The organism is Mycobacterium sp. URHB0021 (genome assembly GCF_054057895.1).
Genome location: NZ_JBSRZT010000002.1, coordinates 4,552,857 through 4,566,562, shown reverse-complemented (window position 1 = coordinate 4,566,562; position 13,706 = coordinate 4,552,857). Strand labels below are relative to the sequence as shown.

At 65.8% G+C, this 13,706-nt stretch carries 12 protein-coding genes and 4 pseudogenes; 5 read left to right on the top strand and 11 right to left on the bottom strand.

Going from position 1 to position 13,706, the window contains the following annotated elements:
• Positions 1-6: 6 nt before the first annotated feature.
• The 5 genes and pseudogenes from ACVWWN_RS24820 to gabT form a co-directional block, all read right to left on the bottom strand.
• Positions 7-785, bottom strand: a pseudogene (locus ACVWWN_RS24820) (gamma-glutamyl-gamma-aminobutyrate hydrolase family protein).
• Positions 786-817: 32 nt separating this feature from the next.
• A complete protein-coding gene (locus tag ACVWWN_RS24815) occupies positions 818-1,936 on the bottom strand; it encodes a CaiB/BaiF CoA transferase family protein (RefSeq protein ID WP_457146217.1) in 1,119 nt (372 codons plus the stop codon).
• A complete protein-coding gene (locus ACVWWN_RS24810) occupies positions 1,933-3,405 on the bottom strand; it encodes an aldehyde dehydrogenase family protein (RefSeq protein ID WP_457146216.1) in 1,473 nt (490 codons plus the stop codon). The genes ACVWWN_RS24815 and ACVWWN_RS24810 overlap by 4 nt, the downstream gene beginning before the upstream one ends.
• 31 nt (positions 3,406-3,436) lie before the next feature.
• Entirely contained in the window at positions 3,437-4,630 is a 1,194-nt protein-coding gene (locus tag ACVWWN_RS24805; RefSeq protein WP_457146215.1) for an acyl-CoA dehydrogenase family protein, read from the bottom strand.
• Between the two features lie 34 nt (positions 4,631-4,664).
• Positions 4,665-6,017 (bottom strand): 4-aminobutyrate--2-oxoglutarate transaminase, encoded by a 1,353-nt coding sequence (gene gabT, locus ACVWWN_RS24800; RefSeq protein ID WP_457149262.1) that lies wholly within the window; start codon positions 6,015-6,017, stop codon positions 4,665-4,667.
• 233 nt (positions 6,018-6,250) lie between these two features.
• On the opposite strand from gabT, the gene ACVWWN_RS24795 reads away from it, so the two are divergent.
• On the top strand, positions 6,251-6,466 hold the full coding sequence (locus tag ACVWWN_RS24795; protein ID WP_457146214.1) for a hypothetical protein: 216 nt from the start codon (positions 6,251-6,253) through the stop codon (positions 6,464-6,466).
• Between the two features lie 53 nt (positions 6,467-6,519).
• Here the strand turns inward: ACVWWN_RS24795 and ACVWWN_RS24790 are convergent.
• The 5 genes and pseudogenes from ACVWWN_RS24790 to ACVWWN_RS24770 form a co-directional block, all read right to left on the bottom strand.
• Positions 6,520-7,875, bottom strand: a pseudogene (locus ACVWWN_RS24790) (IS1380 family transposase).
• A gap of 166 nt (positions 7,876-8,041) precedes the next feature.
• Positions 8,042-8,248 carry a hypothetical protein gene (locus ACVWWN_RS24785; RefSeq protein ID WP_457146213.1) on the bottom strand — a complete coding sequence of 69 codons (207 nt, stop codon included), beginning with the start codon at positions 8,246-8,248 and terminating at the stop codon, positions 8,042-8,044.
• A gap of 106 nt (positions 8,249-8,354) precedes the next feature.
• Positions 8,355-8,666, bottom strand: coding sequence for a TetR/AcrR family transcriptional regulator (locus ACVWWN_RS24780; protein ID WP_457146212.1), 312 nt, complete (start codon positions 8,664-8,666; stop codon positions 8,355-8,357).
• 178 nt (positions 8,667-8,844) lie between these two features.
• Positions 8,845-9,015: pseudogene (locus ACVWWN_RS24775) on the bottom strand (tyrosine-type recombinase/integrase); the annotation flags it as partial.
• A gap of 1 nt (position 9,016) precedes the next feature.
• A pseudogene (locus ACVWWN_RS24770) lies at positions 9,017-9,290 on the bottom strand (IS30 family transposase); the annotation flags it as partial.
• 522 nt (positions 9,291-9,812) lie between these two features.
• Here ACVWWN_RS24770 and ACVWWN_RS24765 point away from each other — a divergent pair.
• The 4 genes from ACVWWN_RS24765 to ACVWWN_RS24750 are packed head-to-tail and all read left to right on the top strand — an operon-like array spanning position 9,813 to position 12,288.
• A complete protein-coding gene (locus ACVWWN_RS24765) occupies positions 9,813-10,364 on the top strand; it encodes a carboxymuconolactone decarboxylase family protein (protein ID WP_457146211.1) in 552 nt (183 codons plus the stop codon).
• A 22-nt stretch (positions 10,365-10,386) separates the two neighbouring features.
• Positions 10,387-10,533, top strand: coding sequence for a hypothetical protein (locus ACVWWN_RS24760; RefSeq protein WP_457146210.1), 147 nt, complete (start codon positions 10,387-10,389; stop codon positions 10,531-10,533).
• On the top strand, positions 10,530-11,549 hold the full coding sequence (locus ACVWWN_RS24755; RefSeq protein ID WP_457146209.1) for an Ldh family oxidoreductase: 1,020 nt from the start codon (positions 10,530-10,532) through the stop codon (positions 11,547-11,549). The genes ACVWWN_RS24760 and ACVWWN_RS24755 overlap by 4 nt, the downstream gene beginning before the upstream one ends.
• Positions 11,497-12,288 (top strand): sulfite exporter TauE/SafE family protein, encoded by a 792-nt coding sequence (locus ACVWWN_RS24750; protein WP_457146208.1) that lies wholly within the window; start codon positions 11,497-11,499, stop codon positions 12,286-12,288. Before ACVWWN_RS24755 ends, ACVWWN_RS24750 begins: the two co-directional genes overlap by 53 nt.
• Positions 12,289-12,753: 465 nt before the next feature.
• Here the strand turns inward: ACVWWN_RS24750 and ACVWWN_RS24745 are convergent, their stop codons facing one another.
• Positions 12,754-13,638 (bottom strand): LysR substrate-binding domain-containing protein, encoded by an 885-nt coding sequence (locus tag ACVWWN_RS24745; protein WP_457146207.1) that lies wholly within the window; start codon positions 13,636-13,638, stop codon positions 12,754-12,756.
• Positions 13,639-13,706: the final 68 nt, after the last annotated feature.

The window sequence follows — 13,706 nt, the reverse complement described above, 5'->3', positions numbered from 1 at the left end:
CGCGGGCTATCGAGGTTGGTTGGGCTCGACGACGAGTCGGCGGTCGGCTTCGACGCGGGCCAGGAAGGCGCTGAACAGCGCCTTGCGGTCCGCGGCGGATCCGTCTGTGTCTTCGGGGTGCCACTGGGCGCCGAGCAGCCAGACGCCCGGGTCGCGGTGTTCGACGGCTTCGATCACTCCGTCGAGACCTCGGGCGGCGACCCGCAGAGTGGGTGCGACGTCGCCGACTGCTTGGTGGTGGCCGTTTCGCACGTGACCTCGGTGCGGCTAAGAATGCCGGCCAGGCGGGTACCGGGTTCGACGATGACTGGATCAGGGACGAAGGTTGGGTTGTCGCCGTGGCCCTTGTGCGGGGTGTCGGGGCCCAGGTCGGGGATGAGGGTGCCGCCGTGAGCAACGTTGATGACCTTGGCTCCTCGGCATATCCCGAATACGGGTAGATGGCGGTCCAGTCCCCAGCGAACCGCCTCGATGGTGCGCTCGTCGCAGCGCCGGTCCACTCCGGACAAGTTGGGAACGTCGTCGGGGTGTCCGTAGAGCGCGGGGTCCATGTCGCCGCCGCCGAGCAGCAGTATGCCGTCGATGGCGGCGTCGAGCGGTAGTGGCGTGTCGGTCGTGGGTTCGATGATGCGGAAGCGCGCACCGAGTTCGGTCAGGGTGGTCAAGACCGATCGGGTGAAGCGGACGATGAGCGCTCGGGTTTCCTCGCCGATGCCGGGGTAGTCCAGCGGTGCGATGACGCCGATCAATGGCGCCTCCGTGTGATGGATGGGGTTGGTGGGCATGACCTCGGCCACCGTGATCGGTGTCAGTGCGCTCATCGGAGAGTGCCCTGTCCGAGTCGTGGTGGTCCGCAACGGTACTGCGGCGGCGTGGCTGACATGGAGACGGGATTGGCGACCTGCGGGGTCCTGCTGCCGGGGACTGCGACGGTGGCGGTGAGACCCAGTTTCTCGGCGAAGGTGAACGCCTTGGCCATGTCGTTGATGGGTCCGGCGGGTACACCGACTGAGGTCAGGATGTCATACCAGTGGTCGGCTCCGTGTTTGGCGAATTCGGCATCCAGCAGTGCGCTGAGTTCTTCGCGGTGGCGGACTCGGAGCGCGTTGGTAGTGAAGCGGGCGTCGTCGGTGAGTGCGTCGAGTCCTAGGGCGGCAACGAGCAACCGGAATTGCTTGTCGTTGCCCACGGCCAGCGCGATGGGCCGGTCGGCGGTCGTGAAGGTCTGATAGGGCGCGATGCTGGGGTGGCGGTTGCCCATGGCCGCAGGCACGACACCAGCACCGAGGAATCCTGATGCTTGGTTGACCATGGCGGACAGCAGCACCGACAGCAAGCTGGTGTCGACACGTTGCCCTTGTCCGGTCCGGTCGCGGTGGGCGACGGCGACCAGGATGCCGGTGAGGGCGTGCAGTCCGGCGAGTACGTCGATGACGGCGACGCCGACCTTGGTGGGGTGTCCGGGTTCGGGGCCGGTGATGCTCATCAGACCGCCGACGGCTTGGACGAGCAGATCGTAACCGGGTAGGTCAGCCCCGCCGTCGCGACCGAAACCGGTAATGGCGCAATAGATCAGGTCGGGTTTGAGCTCGCGTAGGGTGTCATAGCCCAGACCGAGCTTCTCCATGGTGCCGGGGCGGAAATTCTCCACCACGATGTCGGCGCGAGCGACCAGCTCGCGGGCGCGGGCGACGTCATCGGCGTTAGCGAGGTCGAGCACCAGTGACCGCTTGTTGCGGTTGACCGAGTTGAAGTAGGTGGCCACCCCGTCGGCATCGTAGGGCGGTCCCCATTCGCGGGTGTCGTCGCCGACACCGGGGCGTTCGACTTTGATGACGTCGGCGCCGTAGTCGCCGAGCAGCATGGTGGCGTAGGGCCCGGCGAGTACGCGGCTGAAGTCAACGACGGTGAGCCCGTCGAGGGCGGCTGCGGTCATGCGCGGGGCGCTCCGCCGCGCAGGTACACCGTGGTGGTGTGGGTGAAGAACTCCCGTGCCGCGGTGCCTTGTTCCTTGGGTCCCAGTCCGCTCTTCTTGGCGCCGCCGAATGGCACGTGAGGGTCGGCGCCGGCCGATTCGGAGTTGACGTGCAGCACGCCGACGTCGATGTGCTCCACGGCGTGCAGTGCACGGGTGAGGTCTTGGGTGAACACGGCCGCCGAGAGACCGAACTCGCTGTCGTTGGCGAGGGCGAACGCTTCGTCGGCGTCGTTGGCGCGGCGCACGGCCAGGACGGGGCCGAACAATTCGTCGGTCCAGACGTCGGCGGGTTGGTCGCCGAGTTCGGCCACGGTGGGGGCGATGAAGTAGCCGCGGGCGCGGGCGTCGTCGGTATAGGTCTGTCCGCCGGCCAGGATCGTGGCCCCCTGGGTGCGGGCGGTGTCGATGCCGGTGGCGATCGTCTTGTGCGCCGAGTCGCTGACGACCGGTCCCATGTGGGTGGCCTCGTCGACCGGGTTGCCCACGACGAGTGCGCGGGTGCGCTCAGCCAGCGCGTCGAGGAAACGGTCGGCGATGCCGTCGGAGACCATCAATCGCGATGTGGCGGTGCACTTCTGGCCGGCGGAGCGAAACGCGCCGAGCATCACCTGGTCCAGGGCGAGGTCGAGGTCGGCGTCATCGAGGACGACGGCGGCGTTCTTGCCGCCCATCTCGGCTTGCACTGGTACGCCGCGCGCGGCCGCGGTACTGGCGATGCGCCGCCCAATGCCGGTGGACCCGGTGAAGCTGATGGCGTCGATGTCGGGGTGGTTGACGATGCCGTCGCCGATGTCTGAGCCGCCGATGAGCAGGTTGAGCACCCCGGCAGGCAGTCCCGCGGTGTGCAGTGCCCGCGCCAGGTGGGTCGCCAACAGGGGCACCGTGCTGGCGGGCTTCCACACCACGGGATTGCCGTAGATCAGCGCCGGGGCGATCTTCCAGGCCGGGATGGCGATCGGGAAGTTGAACGGGGTGATGACTCCGACGACGCCGACCGGCTTGCGGGTGACCAGGATTTGTTCTCCGGCGCGGGGGGAGGCGTAGATCTCGCCGGCTTGCCGGTCACCTTCGTTGCCGTAGTACCGCAGGATCTGCGCGGCGCGGCGCACCTCGCCGACACCTTCGGCCAGGGTCTTGCCCTCCTCAACCGACAGGTCTCGGCCCCAGTCCGCGGCGTGGCGGTCGATGACCTCCGCGGCGGCGAGCAGGACCGCGCCACGGGCGGCGATCGGTGTGGCTGCCCAGGCGCGTGCGGCCTCGGCGGCAGCGGCCACCGCCGCGTCGACGTCGGCGCTGCCCGCTGCGGCGCCTTCGGCGACGACGGCATCCGGTTGCGACGGGTCGACGCTGCGGACGTCCTCACCGGTGCCGGCCACCCACTGTCCGGCGATGAGGTGCTGCAGTGGTGCGGGGGTGGAGGTGGTCATCGATGCTCCGATCGGGTTGCGCTGGTGGCGGTTAGCGGAACGCGGACTGTCCGGTGAGTGCCTTGCCGATCGCCAGCATGTGCATCTCGGAGGTACCTTCGTAGGTCAGTACCGATTCGAGGTTGTTGGCGTGGCGCAGCGGCGAGTACTCCAAGGTAATGCCGCTGCCGCCGAGCAGGGTGCGGCATTCCCGCGCGATGGCCAACGACTCGCGAACGTTGTTGAGCTTGCCGAGAGACACCTGTTCGGGGCGCACACCCTCGGCGTCCTTGATGCGGCCCAGGTGCAGCGCGAGTAGCACGCCTTTGCCCAGTTCGAGGGTCATGTTGGCCAGCTTCTCCTGGGTCAACTGGAAGCTGGAAAGCGGTCGGTCGAACACGTCGCGGCTCTGGGTGTAGGCGATCGCGGTTTCCAGGCTGTCGCGGGCGGCGCCGAGCGCCCCGAAGACGATGCCGAAGCGAGCTTCGTTTAGGCATGACAGTGGGCCCGACAGGCCGCGGGCTTCGGGCAGCTGCGCCGATGCGTGCAGGCGCACGTTGTCCAGGACGAGTTCGGAGGTGACGGAGGCGCGCAGGGACAGCTTCTTGTGGATTTCGTTGGCGCTGAAACCGGGGGTGTCGGTGGGGACGAGGAATCCGCGGATGCCGTCCTCGGTTTGGGCCCAGACGGTGGCCACGTCGGCGAGGTTGCCGTTGGTGATCCACATCTTGGTGCCGTTGAGGATCCAGTCGTCGCCGTCGCGGCGGGCGCGGGTGCGCATGCCGGCGGGGTTGGATCCGTAGTCGGCCTCAGTGAGCCCGAAGCAGCCGATGGCCTCGCCGGTGGCGAGCTTGGGCAGCCATTCCTGCTTTTGTTCCTCGGAGCCGAAGCGGTAGATGGAGAACATTGACAGCGAAGCTTGGACGGAGACGAAGCTACGGAACCCGCTGTCACCGGCCTCGAGTTCCAGGCACGCCAGCCCGTAGCTGACGGCGTTGGTGCCGGCGCAGCCATACCCGTCCAGGTGCATGCCGAGCACACCGAGATCGCCGAACTCTTTCGCCAGTTCGCGAGGCAGGGTGGCGGATTCGAACCAGCCTTCGACGTTGGGCTTGAGGCGGGTTTCCACGAACTGGCGGACGGTGGCGGCGATGTCGCGTTCGTCCTCGTCGAGCTGGCGGTTGATGTCGAACAGGTCCAGCGGCGCGTAGGTCTTGGCGGCGGGCGGGGCGGCGGTCAGCGTCATGGGCACTTCTCCTTGGTGGTGATCGAGTGCGGTGTCAGAGGGTGGCGAAGGCGTCGCGGACGACGCCGAGTGCTTCGAGCAGCAGATCGTCGGTGATGGACAGTGGCGGCAGGAAACGCAGCACGTTGCCGAATGTTCCGGCGGTCAGGGTCAGTACGCCGTTGGTGAGGCAGTGGCGGGTGACTGCGGCCACGGCGTCGCGGTTGGGGGTGCGGGTGCCGGGGACGACGAGTTCGCCGGCGATCATGGCGCCGCGGCCCCGGATGTCACCGAGAACCTCGGTGGTAGAGGCGATGTCGCGCAGTTCGCGCACCATAATGTCGCCGATTGCCTGGGCGCGGTCGAGCAGATGGTGGGTTTCGATCTCGTCGAAGACGCCCAGGGCCGCCGCGCAGGCCACCGGGTTGCCGCTGTAGGTGCCGCCGATCCCGCCGGGCTGGGCGGCGTCCATGATGTCGGCGCGTCCGGTGACCGCGGCGAGTGGCATCCCGCCGGCCAGACCTTTGGCGGTGACGATCATGTCGGGTACCAAGCCGTCGTGCTCGCTGGCGAACCAGGTTCCGGTGCGGCCGATGCCGGCCTGCACCTCGTCGGCGACCAGCAGAATGCCGCGGTCGCGGCAGAAGTCGGCCACCGAGCGCAGGAATCCGTCGGCGGGAACGATGAAGCCGCCTTCGCCCTGAATGGGTTCGACGACGACGCAGGCTACCGCGTCGGCGCCGATCTGGGCGTCGATGAGCTGGGCGAACTGGGTGAAGGCTTCGGCTGCGCAGTTGTCGGGTCCCGAGGGCCACCGGTAGGGGTAGGCCATCGGCGCCCGGTACACCTCGGGGGCGAAGGGGCCGAAACCGTGCTTGTAGGGCTGATTCTTGGCGGTCATGGTCATCGTCAGCAACGATCGGCCGTGGAAGGCGTGGTCGAAGACGACCACCGCCGGTCGATTGGTGGCTGCGCGGGCGTACTTGACGGCGTTCTCGACGGCTTCGCTGCCGGTGTTGAACAGCGCGGTGCGTTTGTCGTGGGTGCCAGGGGTGAGCCAGTTGAGGATCTCGGCGACTTCGATGTAGGGCTCGTACGGGGTGGCCAGGAAGCAGGTGTGGGTGTAGCGGGCGAGTTGGGCGGCGGCGCGGGCCACGACCGCGGGTGCGGCGTTGCCGACGGTAGTGACCGCGATGCCGCTGCCCAGGTCGATGAACGAGTTGCCGTCGACGTCGACGAGGACCCCGCCGCCGGCGGCGGCGGTGTAGACCGGGGCGCTGCTGGAGAGGCCTGCCGGTAGGGCGTTGGCCCGGCGGACGGCCAGCTCCCGTGAGCGGGGGCCGGGGACCTCGGTGATTAGGCGGCGTTCCTGGCGCAGGTTCGGGCCGCCGAGCACCGTGTCGAGCATCGTCATCTCGCCCGTTCCTTCCGTTGATGTAGGCGCCAGCGTAAGAAGCGCCGCGCGTCGACCGTTATCGCCGAGATGGACATTCTTCACCATCGGGTTGTCCATGTCGGCGATGTCTGCGCGGGGCGTGCGTCCTCGACAGTGGGGGCGTCGAATGGAGGGACACATCCGCGGATCGTTGTCCAGACGCTCAGCGGTCGCGGCGTCAGAGCCATGAACCGCTGCGCGAACGAATGCTCTTCATTGAGGACGCCGCACCGGGCGCGGTCCGTGCGGTGGTGGCGTGGACGGACCCGGCTCCACTGCTGACCGAGGCCTGCGCGTTGTTCGAGCGCTTCGGCCTGCGGGTGGCCGCCCACCGCGCCGTCGAGGGAGGCTGGCGCCTAGCCTCGATGTTTCGTGAGGTGACTGGTCGTGGTGGATTGGGTCGGTTTTCTTCGGTGGGGTGATTTGGGCGTGGGGGTTCTCCAGGGTCCTCGGTCGAAGGAGTGATGCTGTGGATTCAGTTGAGGGCTGCGATGTTTCGTTGACCGCTGATCAGCAGCTCTGACCAGGGCCATCGCCATTCAGGCGCAGGATGCGGCGGCGTCCGGTGGTGATGATTCGTGCGGCCACGCTGAGCAGGCGCAGGCGTAGTCGTTTGGGTTCCCAGCTGCGGGCAGGGTGGTCGGGCCAGGCCAGCAGTTGTGTCCAGGTCATCAGTTCCTAGGCCAGGGCGGCCAGCTCGAGCCAGATCTCGTTCGTGCCGAACGCCTGCGGCGGCAGGTTGGTCAGGCCGGTGTCTTTGAGAGTGCGGATGCGGTCCTCGGCGCGAGCACGCATCCGGTGGCGGACCTCAAGGTCAGCAAGACGGCCACCGGTGGTGTTGGTGGCGAACAGGGTGATGCGCCAGCCATGGGCATCGGTGATGTGCAGCTGGGCACCGGGATGGGGCCGTTCCCGGCGGGCGATCACCCGCATCCCGGGCGGCCAGCCGACAAAGGTCGCCGGTAGCCAGCGGGTCAGCTCGGCAACCTGGGCGCCCTGGCGGGCACGCCCGTCGGCATCCAGTGCTCGGCGCCAGGCCTGACGCGGTAGCGCGGCCAAGGCGTCGAGCACCGGTTGGCGACCGTAGACACCGACCGAGTAGGACAAGCCCAGGTGGTGGATGTGCCAGAGGAACTCCTTGACCCCCGAACCAGCGTCCCCGCGCACCAGCACCCGCGGACGCACCGCTTCGGGCAACTGGGCCAACGCGGCATCGAGTACCGCGATCTGATCGGCGACGTCGCTGGCATTGGGCCGCCCGGGACGCAGCATCGCGGCCAGCGGCTCCCCGGTGCCGCCAACGCCGTGATCGACGAACGCCAGCATCGGATGAAACCCGAATCCCCGCTTGAAGTTCGGCGTCGCACCTTCCTTCTCCGAGTGCGCCCCGATCAAGGTGGCGTCCAGATCGACGACCACCTCACCAGCAGAAGCGATCGGGCACGCCGCTGCCACACCGCCTCGCGGGCGGCCGCCCGCGCCCGCCGGATCGCGGCGATCGCCGCGCCCGAGTCATCACCGAGCGCATCGACGAGCCGACTGATCGTCGGATCAGAGGCCACGACACCGAACAATTCCGGCTGAGCCCGCACCAACGCCGCATCCGCCAGACAGTCACCACCAAGGGCGATCGCGACGGCCACAGATCCAGCACCGTCTTACCCGGATCCTGGATCGAACGCACGGCCCGCCAGGGCTCCAACGCCGTGGACAACTCCCGAGCAAGGCTGCTGACCTGCGCAGTCTGCAACAGCAGTGACCCACCAGTCGACGAAATCAGCGACTCGCGACCCGACTCCACCCGAAACTGACCACACCGGCTACCCTTCACCTACGGAGTGCCTTCCCGCTTGCAGCGAATTGACCCTAGACAAGCCAATTTTCTCAAGCAGGACAGGCACTTCCGTGCATTACGCGCCAGTCAACCCGCCACCTTCACGAAACATCGAGGCTAGGTGCCGAGGCCGGGCTCGTAGCCAACACAACGTGTGCCGGTCTTAGCGCATCTGGCCTTGCAGCAGTGAATTCACGGACGACTCCCAACGCTGGAGTTGGGTTGGGGTCGTGAGCGGCTCGGGCATCTGTCGCTCGACGTGGCGGCGAAGAATGGCGGCTCCGAGCGCCAAGAGCAACGGGTTGAGGGCCGCCCACGTCACGTCGACGGCGTCGGGCTGCAGCTGTTTATGCTCGGCTCGATGCCCCACCGTTGCCGTCCTATCGCGAATAAGGCATCAAATGTGCGTGTTCCGATTGGCGTCTCGTCGACCATCGCGCGGGCCATGTATTCCACCACCTCTGGGTATTCGGTGATCAACCGCCGCACACGCCGCCCGGTGTCTTCGCAGACTCCTCGTCAGCCCCATCTCGCGAAAAATCCAGAGCGAGCTGGCTTTTCGCCACCTCAAGGACGTATCGGTGCACTGCCTCGACCAAGCGCTCCATTGTGCCGAATCGGTGCTGTACGAGCCCGAGCGATATCCCCGCATCACTGGCGATTAGACGCAACGTGGTGACCGCGACGCCTTGCGCGGCGAACCTGCGCAGCGCAGCATCGCGGATCACCGCGCTGCTGCCTGAACGATCCGCTGGGTGTACGCGGCGCAGGTCACACTCTTTCGCCATCGAATACAGGCTACGGCTGTACGCCGGGGAGACCCGCCGCGCCTGCACCCGTCAGGGACGTGACTTGAACCCATGTGGTTGCCGGTGATGTATTGGACTGCAGCACAGCCTATTCACTCTAGGCGGACGTAATATATATACGTGGCATGAGATGTGTTGCAGGGCAGCGTTAACTGACCTAAGAGTGCTGTTCGCGAGGCTTGAGGAGTTCGTACAACGGGTTCAGCTCGGAGGCAGCTCGGGTCTCGTTCCCGGCGCCATCAACGTAGCGTTGCGAGGTGACCATGGACTCGTGGCCTAGGAGCTTCATCAGCGTATAGACGCTCACGTTGGCGTTGGCGAGTTCTGTGTTCCTCGCCGAGGCCACGTACGCCGACACCCGCACGGTGCAGATCGACGATCGTCGTGCGCTCGGTGAGCGACAAATAGCGAGGATGCGGCGCCTTGGGCGCTGTGAGTCTCGCCGGCGGATAGTGCACCGCCGACCGGAGGTGTTGAGGATTGTGCGCCCGTTGCGCCAGCATGTCCCCGTCCTGCGGTTGATTCCCAGGATCCGGCACGCCTCCGAGTTACTCACCCCTGCGCTATCACCCGAGCGAAACATTCCTGCTTCTCCACCAACATCACGCCACGTCGCGTCTTCCGCCCAACTCCCACCGCCACCTCCGATTAACCTGGTGTTGCGACGTTCACGGGAATCTGACTGACGACGCTGGGGCCAAATCACTTGACGAAACGCAGGAGCATCTAATCCGCTGCGCGACCGGGGCGGATAGTCCGTTTGGTAACAGCGCCGATCTGCGGCCCGTCAACCGGTTACTCCAGATCGCCACTGACGATCCGTAGCAACCCAACATCCAGCGCAAGATGTCGGTGCCAGGCAGCTGCGGCGCTGTTTTACCGGGTGTCTGTCCTTTCGGTGGGCGGCGACGACAAGCGGTCGATGCCGCGTCCGCAACTGAGAATAGGGCCGCAGCCCGCAGGATGACCAAGAGATCACGCCCCACAGCAGGCGGTAAAACGGACTATTTAGTCCGTGTAATGTTGATCTTGCTCTGCCGCGGCCCTTAGAGGCCCACGCTCTGTTTTCCCGGCCGTGGTGACCGCGCCCGTCGATCGAACCAGGAGTACCAACAGATGTCGCGAATGACTGCACCGGCTGAGGCCGACATCCCCGCCGCCTCGCGCCCGGCCCTCGACGCCGCCGCTCACCAACTCGGATTCGTGCCGAATATGTATCACGCGCTAGCAGCCACCCCCAAAGCTCTTAACGCGTGGCTGGATTTGAGGAAGGCGATGAGCACCTCACTGGATGCTGCGACCCGCCAGGGTATCGCACACGCTGTCGATGAAATCAATGGCTGCGACTACTGCGATGCCATGCACACGTGGGTATCTGAGCAGATGACGCGCCTCGGCGATGACGAGATCGCCCGCAACCGCGGCGGATCGTCGAGTGATACACGGCGTGCGGCAGCGTTGGTGTTTGCGCGCGAGGTCGCCCTTACCCGCGGGAAGGTGAGTGACTGCGCGCTGGACGCGGTGCGCGTGGCAGGCTTCACCGACGGCCAGATCCTCGACATCGTGGCCGTGGTCGTGCTGTTTACGATGAGCAACTACTTCAACAATGTGATGAAAACCGATATCGACGTCTTCCCTAACAAGGGTGTTTCCTCCGTCGAGGAGCAGAGCGCGTGAATTCTGCTCGAGGAGGATCGTAATGACCAAGATGACGCAAGGACCCTGGACACGCATCCGGCCCCTTCAGATCGACGACGTGGACGCCAAGACCGCCGCAGCGATCAAAACGGGAGAACTGACCCGCGAAGGCTTCCCCAACAATCTAGTCAAAGTGATGGCGAAATGAAGCTGCGCTATCGCGACGCGGTCGATCTCGCGACTCACCTGCTCATTGCGAGCGGGCTCGAGCCCGACAACGCCGCGTTGGTGGGTCGGGCGCTTGGCTTGGCCGAAGTATGGGACCTCAGTTCGCATGGCCTGCTTCGTCTTCCGGTCTACCTGGACCGACTGACGGCCGGTGGCTACGCACCGGCCGCCGAGCTGGCCACGGTCACCGACCTCGGCGCACTGATGGTGTTCGACGGCGGGAACGGACTCGGCCATTGGCAGCTAAGTCGTGCGGTCGAACTCGCTATTCCACGCGCACAGCAGTTCGGCATCGCAGCCGTGGCAATCGGGAATTCTGGGCATTGCGGTGCTTTGGGTGTCTACGCGGCGGATGCGGCCGAGGCCGGCATGGTCTCGTTGGTCTTTTCCTGCGGCCCCGCGGTCCTGCCTCCCTGGGGCGGCGACCAAAAACTGCTGTCAACCTCACCGATCGCCGCCGGTTTCCCTCTTGAACCGCGGCCCGCGGTCATCGACCTCGCGCTCACCACGGTAACCCGCGGGAAAATCGCGGCCTACGCCCAACGGGGCGAACGCCTTCCGGATGGGTGGGCCTTGGACGCGGACGGGCAACCCACGACTGACGCACAGGCGGCACTGACCGGAATGCTCTTCCCACTTGGGGGTGCAAAAGGATTCGCGCTCGCCTTCCTCGTCGAAGCTCTGACCGCGGGACTCGCCGGCCCGCGACTGTCCAAGGATCTGCCCGACTTCTTCGACGACACCAGTTACTCACAGCCGCAAGGTATTTCGCATCTGTTGATCCTCATCGATCCCACGCGATCCGATGTCGGTGCCAACCCGCAGGCCGCGCGGGCACGCTTCGAGCAGCTGGCCTCCGAGACCACCAACGCCGGTGGTCGCCCCCCGGGATCTCGCCGCCTCGCTCCCAGTGAAGTTGACGACGACTCCCCAGTCGACATCAATGACCGGCTGCTGGCGCACCTTCAAGCCCGCCTCCGGCAAGAAGCAGGTTGAGGTAGTGGAGCTCGTAATCCTCGTGACGATGACGTTCCTGGGCGCCGGAGTGGTCAAAGGCGTCACGGGTATGGGCCTGCCCACCGTCGCCATGGGTGTGCTCGGAATCGCCATGCCGCCGGCGGGTGCGGCGGCGATGCTCGTGATTCCTTCGCTGGTTACCAACGTCGGACAACTACTTGCTGGGCCGGCGATTGTGTCGACGCTGCGCCGCCTGTGGCCGATGATGATCGGGATCATCCTGGGAACGGTCGGCGGCTCGACCTTATTGGTGCACGCCGACCCGATGTGGTCCGGCATTTCACTGGGAACCGTTTTGATCATCTATGCCGGCTATGCGCTGCTGACGCCGACGCTGTCGATTCCCCGTTCTGTCGAGGTCTGGTTATCGCCGCTCGTGGGGGTCGTGACAGGATTGATCACGGGCGCCTCCGGGGTCTTTGTAGTACCTGCTGTGCCATATCTGCAAGCGCTTAGGTTCGACACCGATGAGCTGATTCAGGCGCTGGGACTTTCATTCACAGTGTCCACCATCGCACTGGCCGTCGGGCTCATGACGCAAGGCTTCCTGCGGTTCGATAGCCTCGGCCCGTCGACTCTCGCGGTTGTGCCAGCAATGGTTGGGATGTGGGTCGGTGGCCGAATCCGGTCACGGAGCAGCCCCGCGCAATTCCGGCGCTTTTTCTTGGTGTTGCTGATACTGCTCGGCCTGCAGCTGGTATGCCGCCCTTTCATCTAGTCGAATAGCGGGCGACCCCACAGCAACAGCCTGAACACCGATGGAGCGTGCGGCAAGGGAAATGTTTTCGCGAGGTCGTCGGCAAGCAGAGTATGTTCGTGCCGTTCAAATCCCGTGTCGATGTTGACGACGCCGCCGTGCAGGCCGTAACAGAAGAATAGAGCGCACGCGGTGCACAATCCACTCGCCCATTACCGCGAAGCGATCTCGGTCGACGAAATCCTCTCTGCCCGATCGATCTCGAAGCTCTCACAATGCCGATGTGCGCGCCTCTGACCGACGGCGCGGCCGCAGCGATCGTCTGCAATAACGTGGGCTTGCGCCGCCCTGCCGATGCGCCGCGCATCTGGATGCGCGCTACCGGGCCGACATCGTTGGTTCACAACCACCGCCCGGTATTGTTTGTCGGCCGTGATGGATCACGTGATCGACCCGGCGATGGGTCAGGATGGCCTGCATGGTCGCTCACGCGAGCGATGCCAAATGTGCGCTGAGTTGTGCTGCAGGAATCGATAATTGAGAATGGTCGCGGCAGCAAAGCAGCAGATTGCGGTGAGCCCATGCGTTTGTCAGGTCGACGGTGCGCAGGTCTTGATGCGACCACTGGGCGGCGGCCAAGGCTGGGACGACCGCTATTCCGACACCGGCTGCGACCGCGGCACAGATCGCCTCGGTGGTGGGTAGGTGCGCCCGGTAACGAGGGCGAAGCCCGAGGGGCTGGGTCTGCCCACTCAAGTGTTCCTGCAGCGGATTTCCCTGGGTGAATCCCAGGAACGGGTAATCCAGACACGCGCTGAACGTCACCCGGTTGCGGTCGGCGAGAGGGTGGTTGGCGGGCACGATTACCACCAGGGGGTCGGGGCGCAGCGTCGTGCACTCCAGCCGAGCCGAGTCCGCCGTGTCGGCGATGATTCCGAGCTCGGCGCGCCCGTCGGTGACGGCCGCGACGATCTCGTGGCTCGGGTGCTCCTGCAGCTCGACGTCGACGTCGGAGTGGGTGGCCAAAAAGTCGGCCAGCGCGGTCGGCACCAGTGTCTGGGTGGCCGATGTGTTCGCCAGAACCACCAATGTTGATTGCAGCCCGTCGGAGTAGCGAGCCAGTTCGGTGCGCATGCGGGCCAGCTGACCGACGATCGCTCGGGCGTGTGCGACCAGCAACCACCCGGTCGGGGACGGCACCACACCCCGCCGGTGACGCTCCAGCAATTTGGCCCCGAGAGCCTTCTCCATGGCTGTGATCCTGGCGCTGGCCGATGCCAACGACAGATGCGCGCGCTCGGCGCCTTGGGTGATGCTGCCCTCGTCGACTACCTGTAGGAACAGCTCCAAATCGATGAGGTCGTAGGCCATAGCGTCACGGTACTCACACCGGTACAAGAACATCAGCCTTCGATTCACCCGAAGGCTGACTCGCGAAA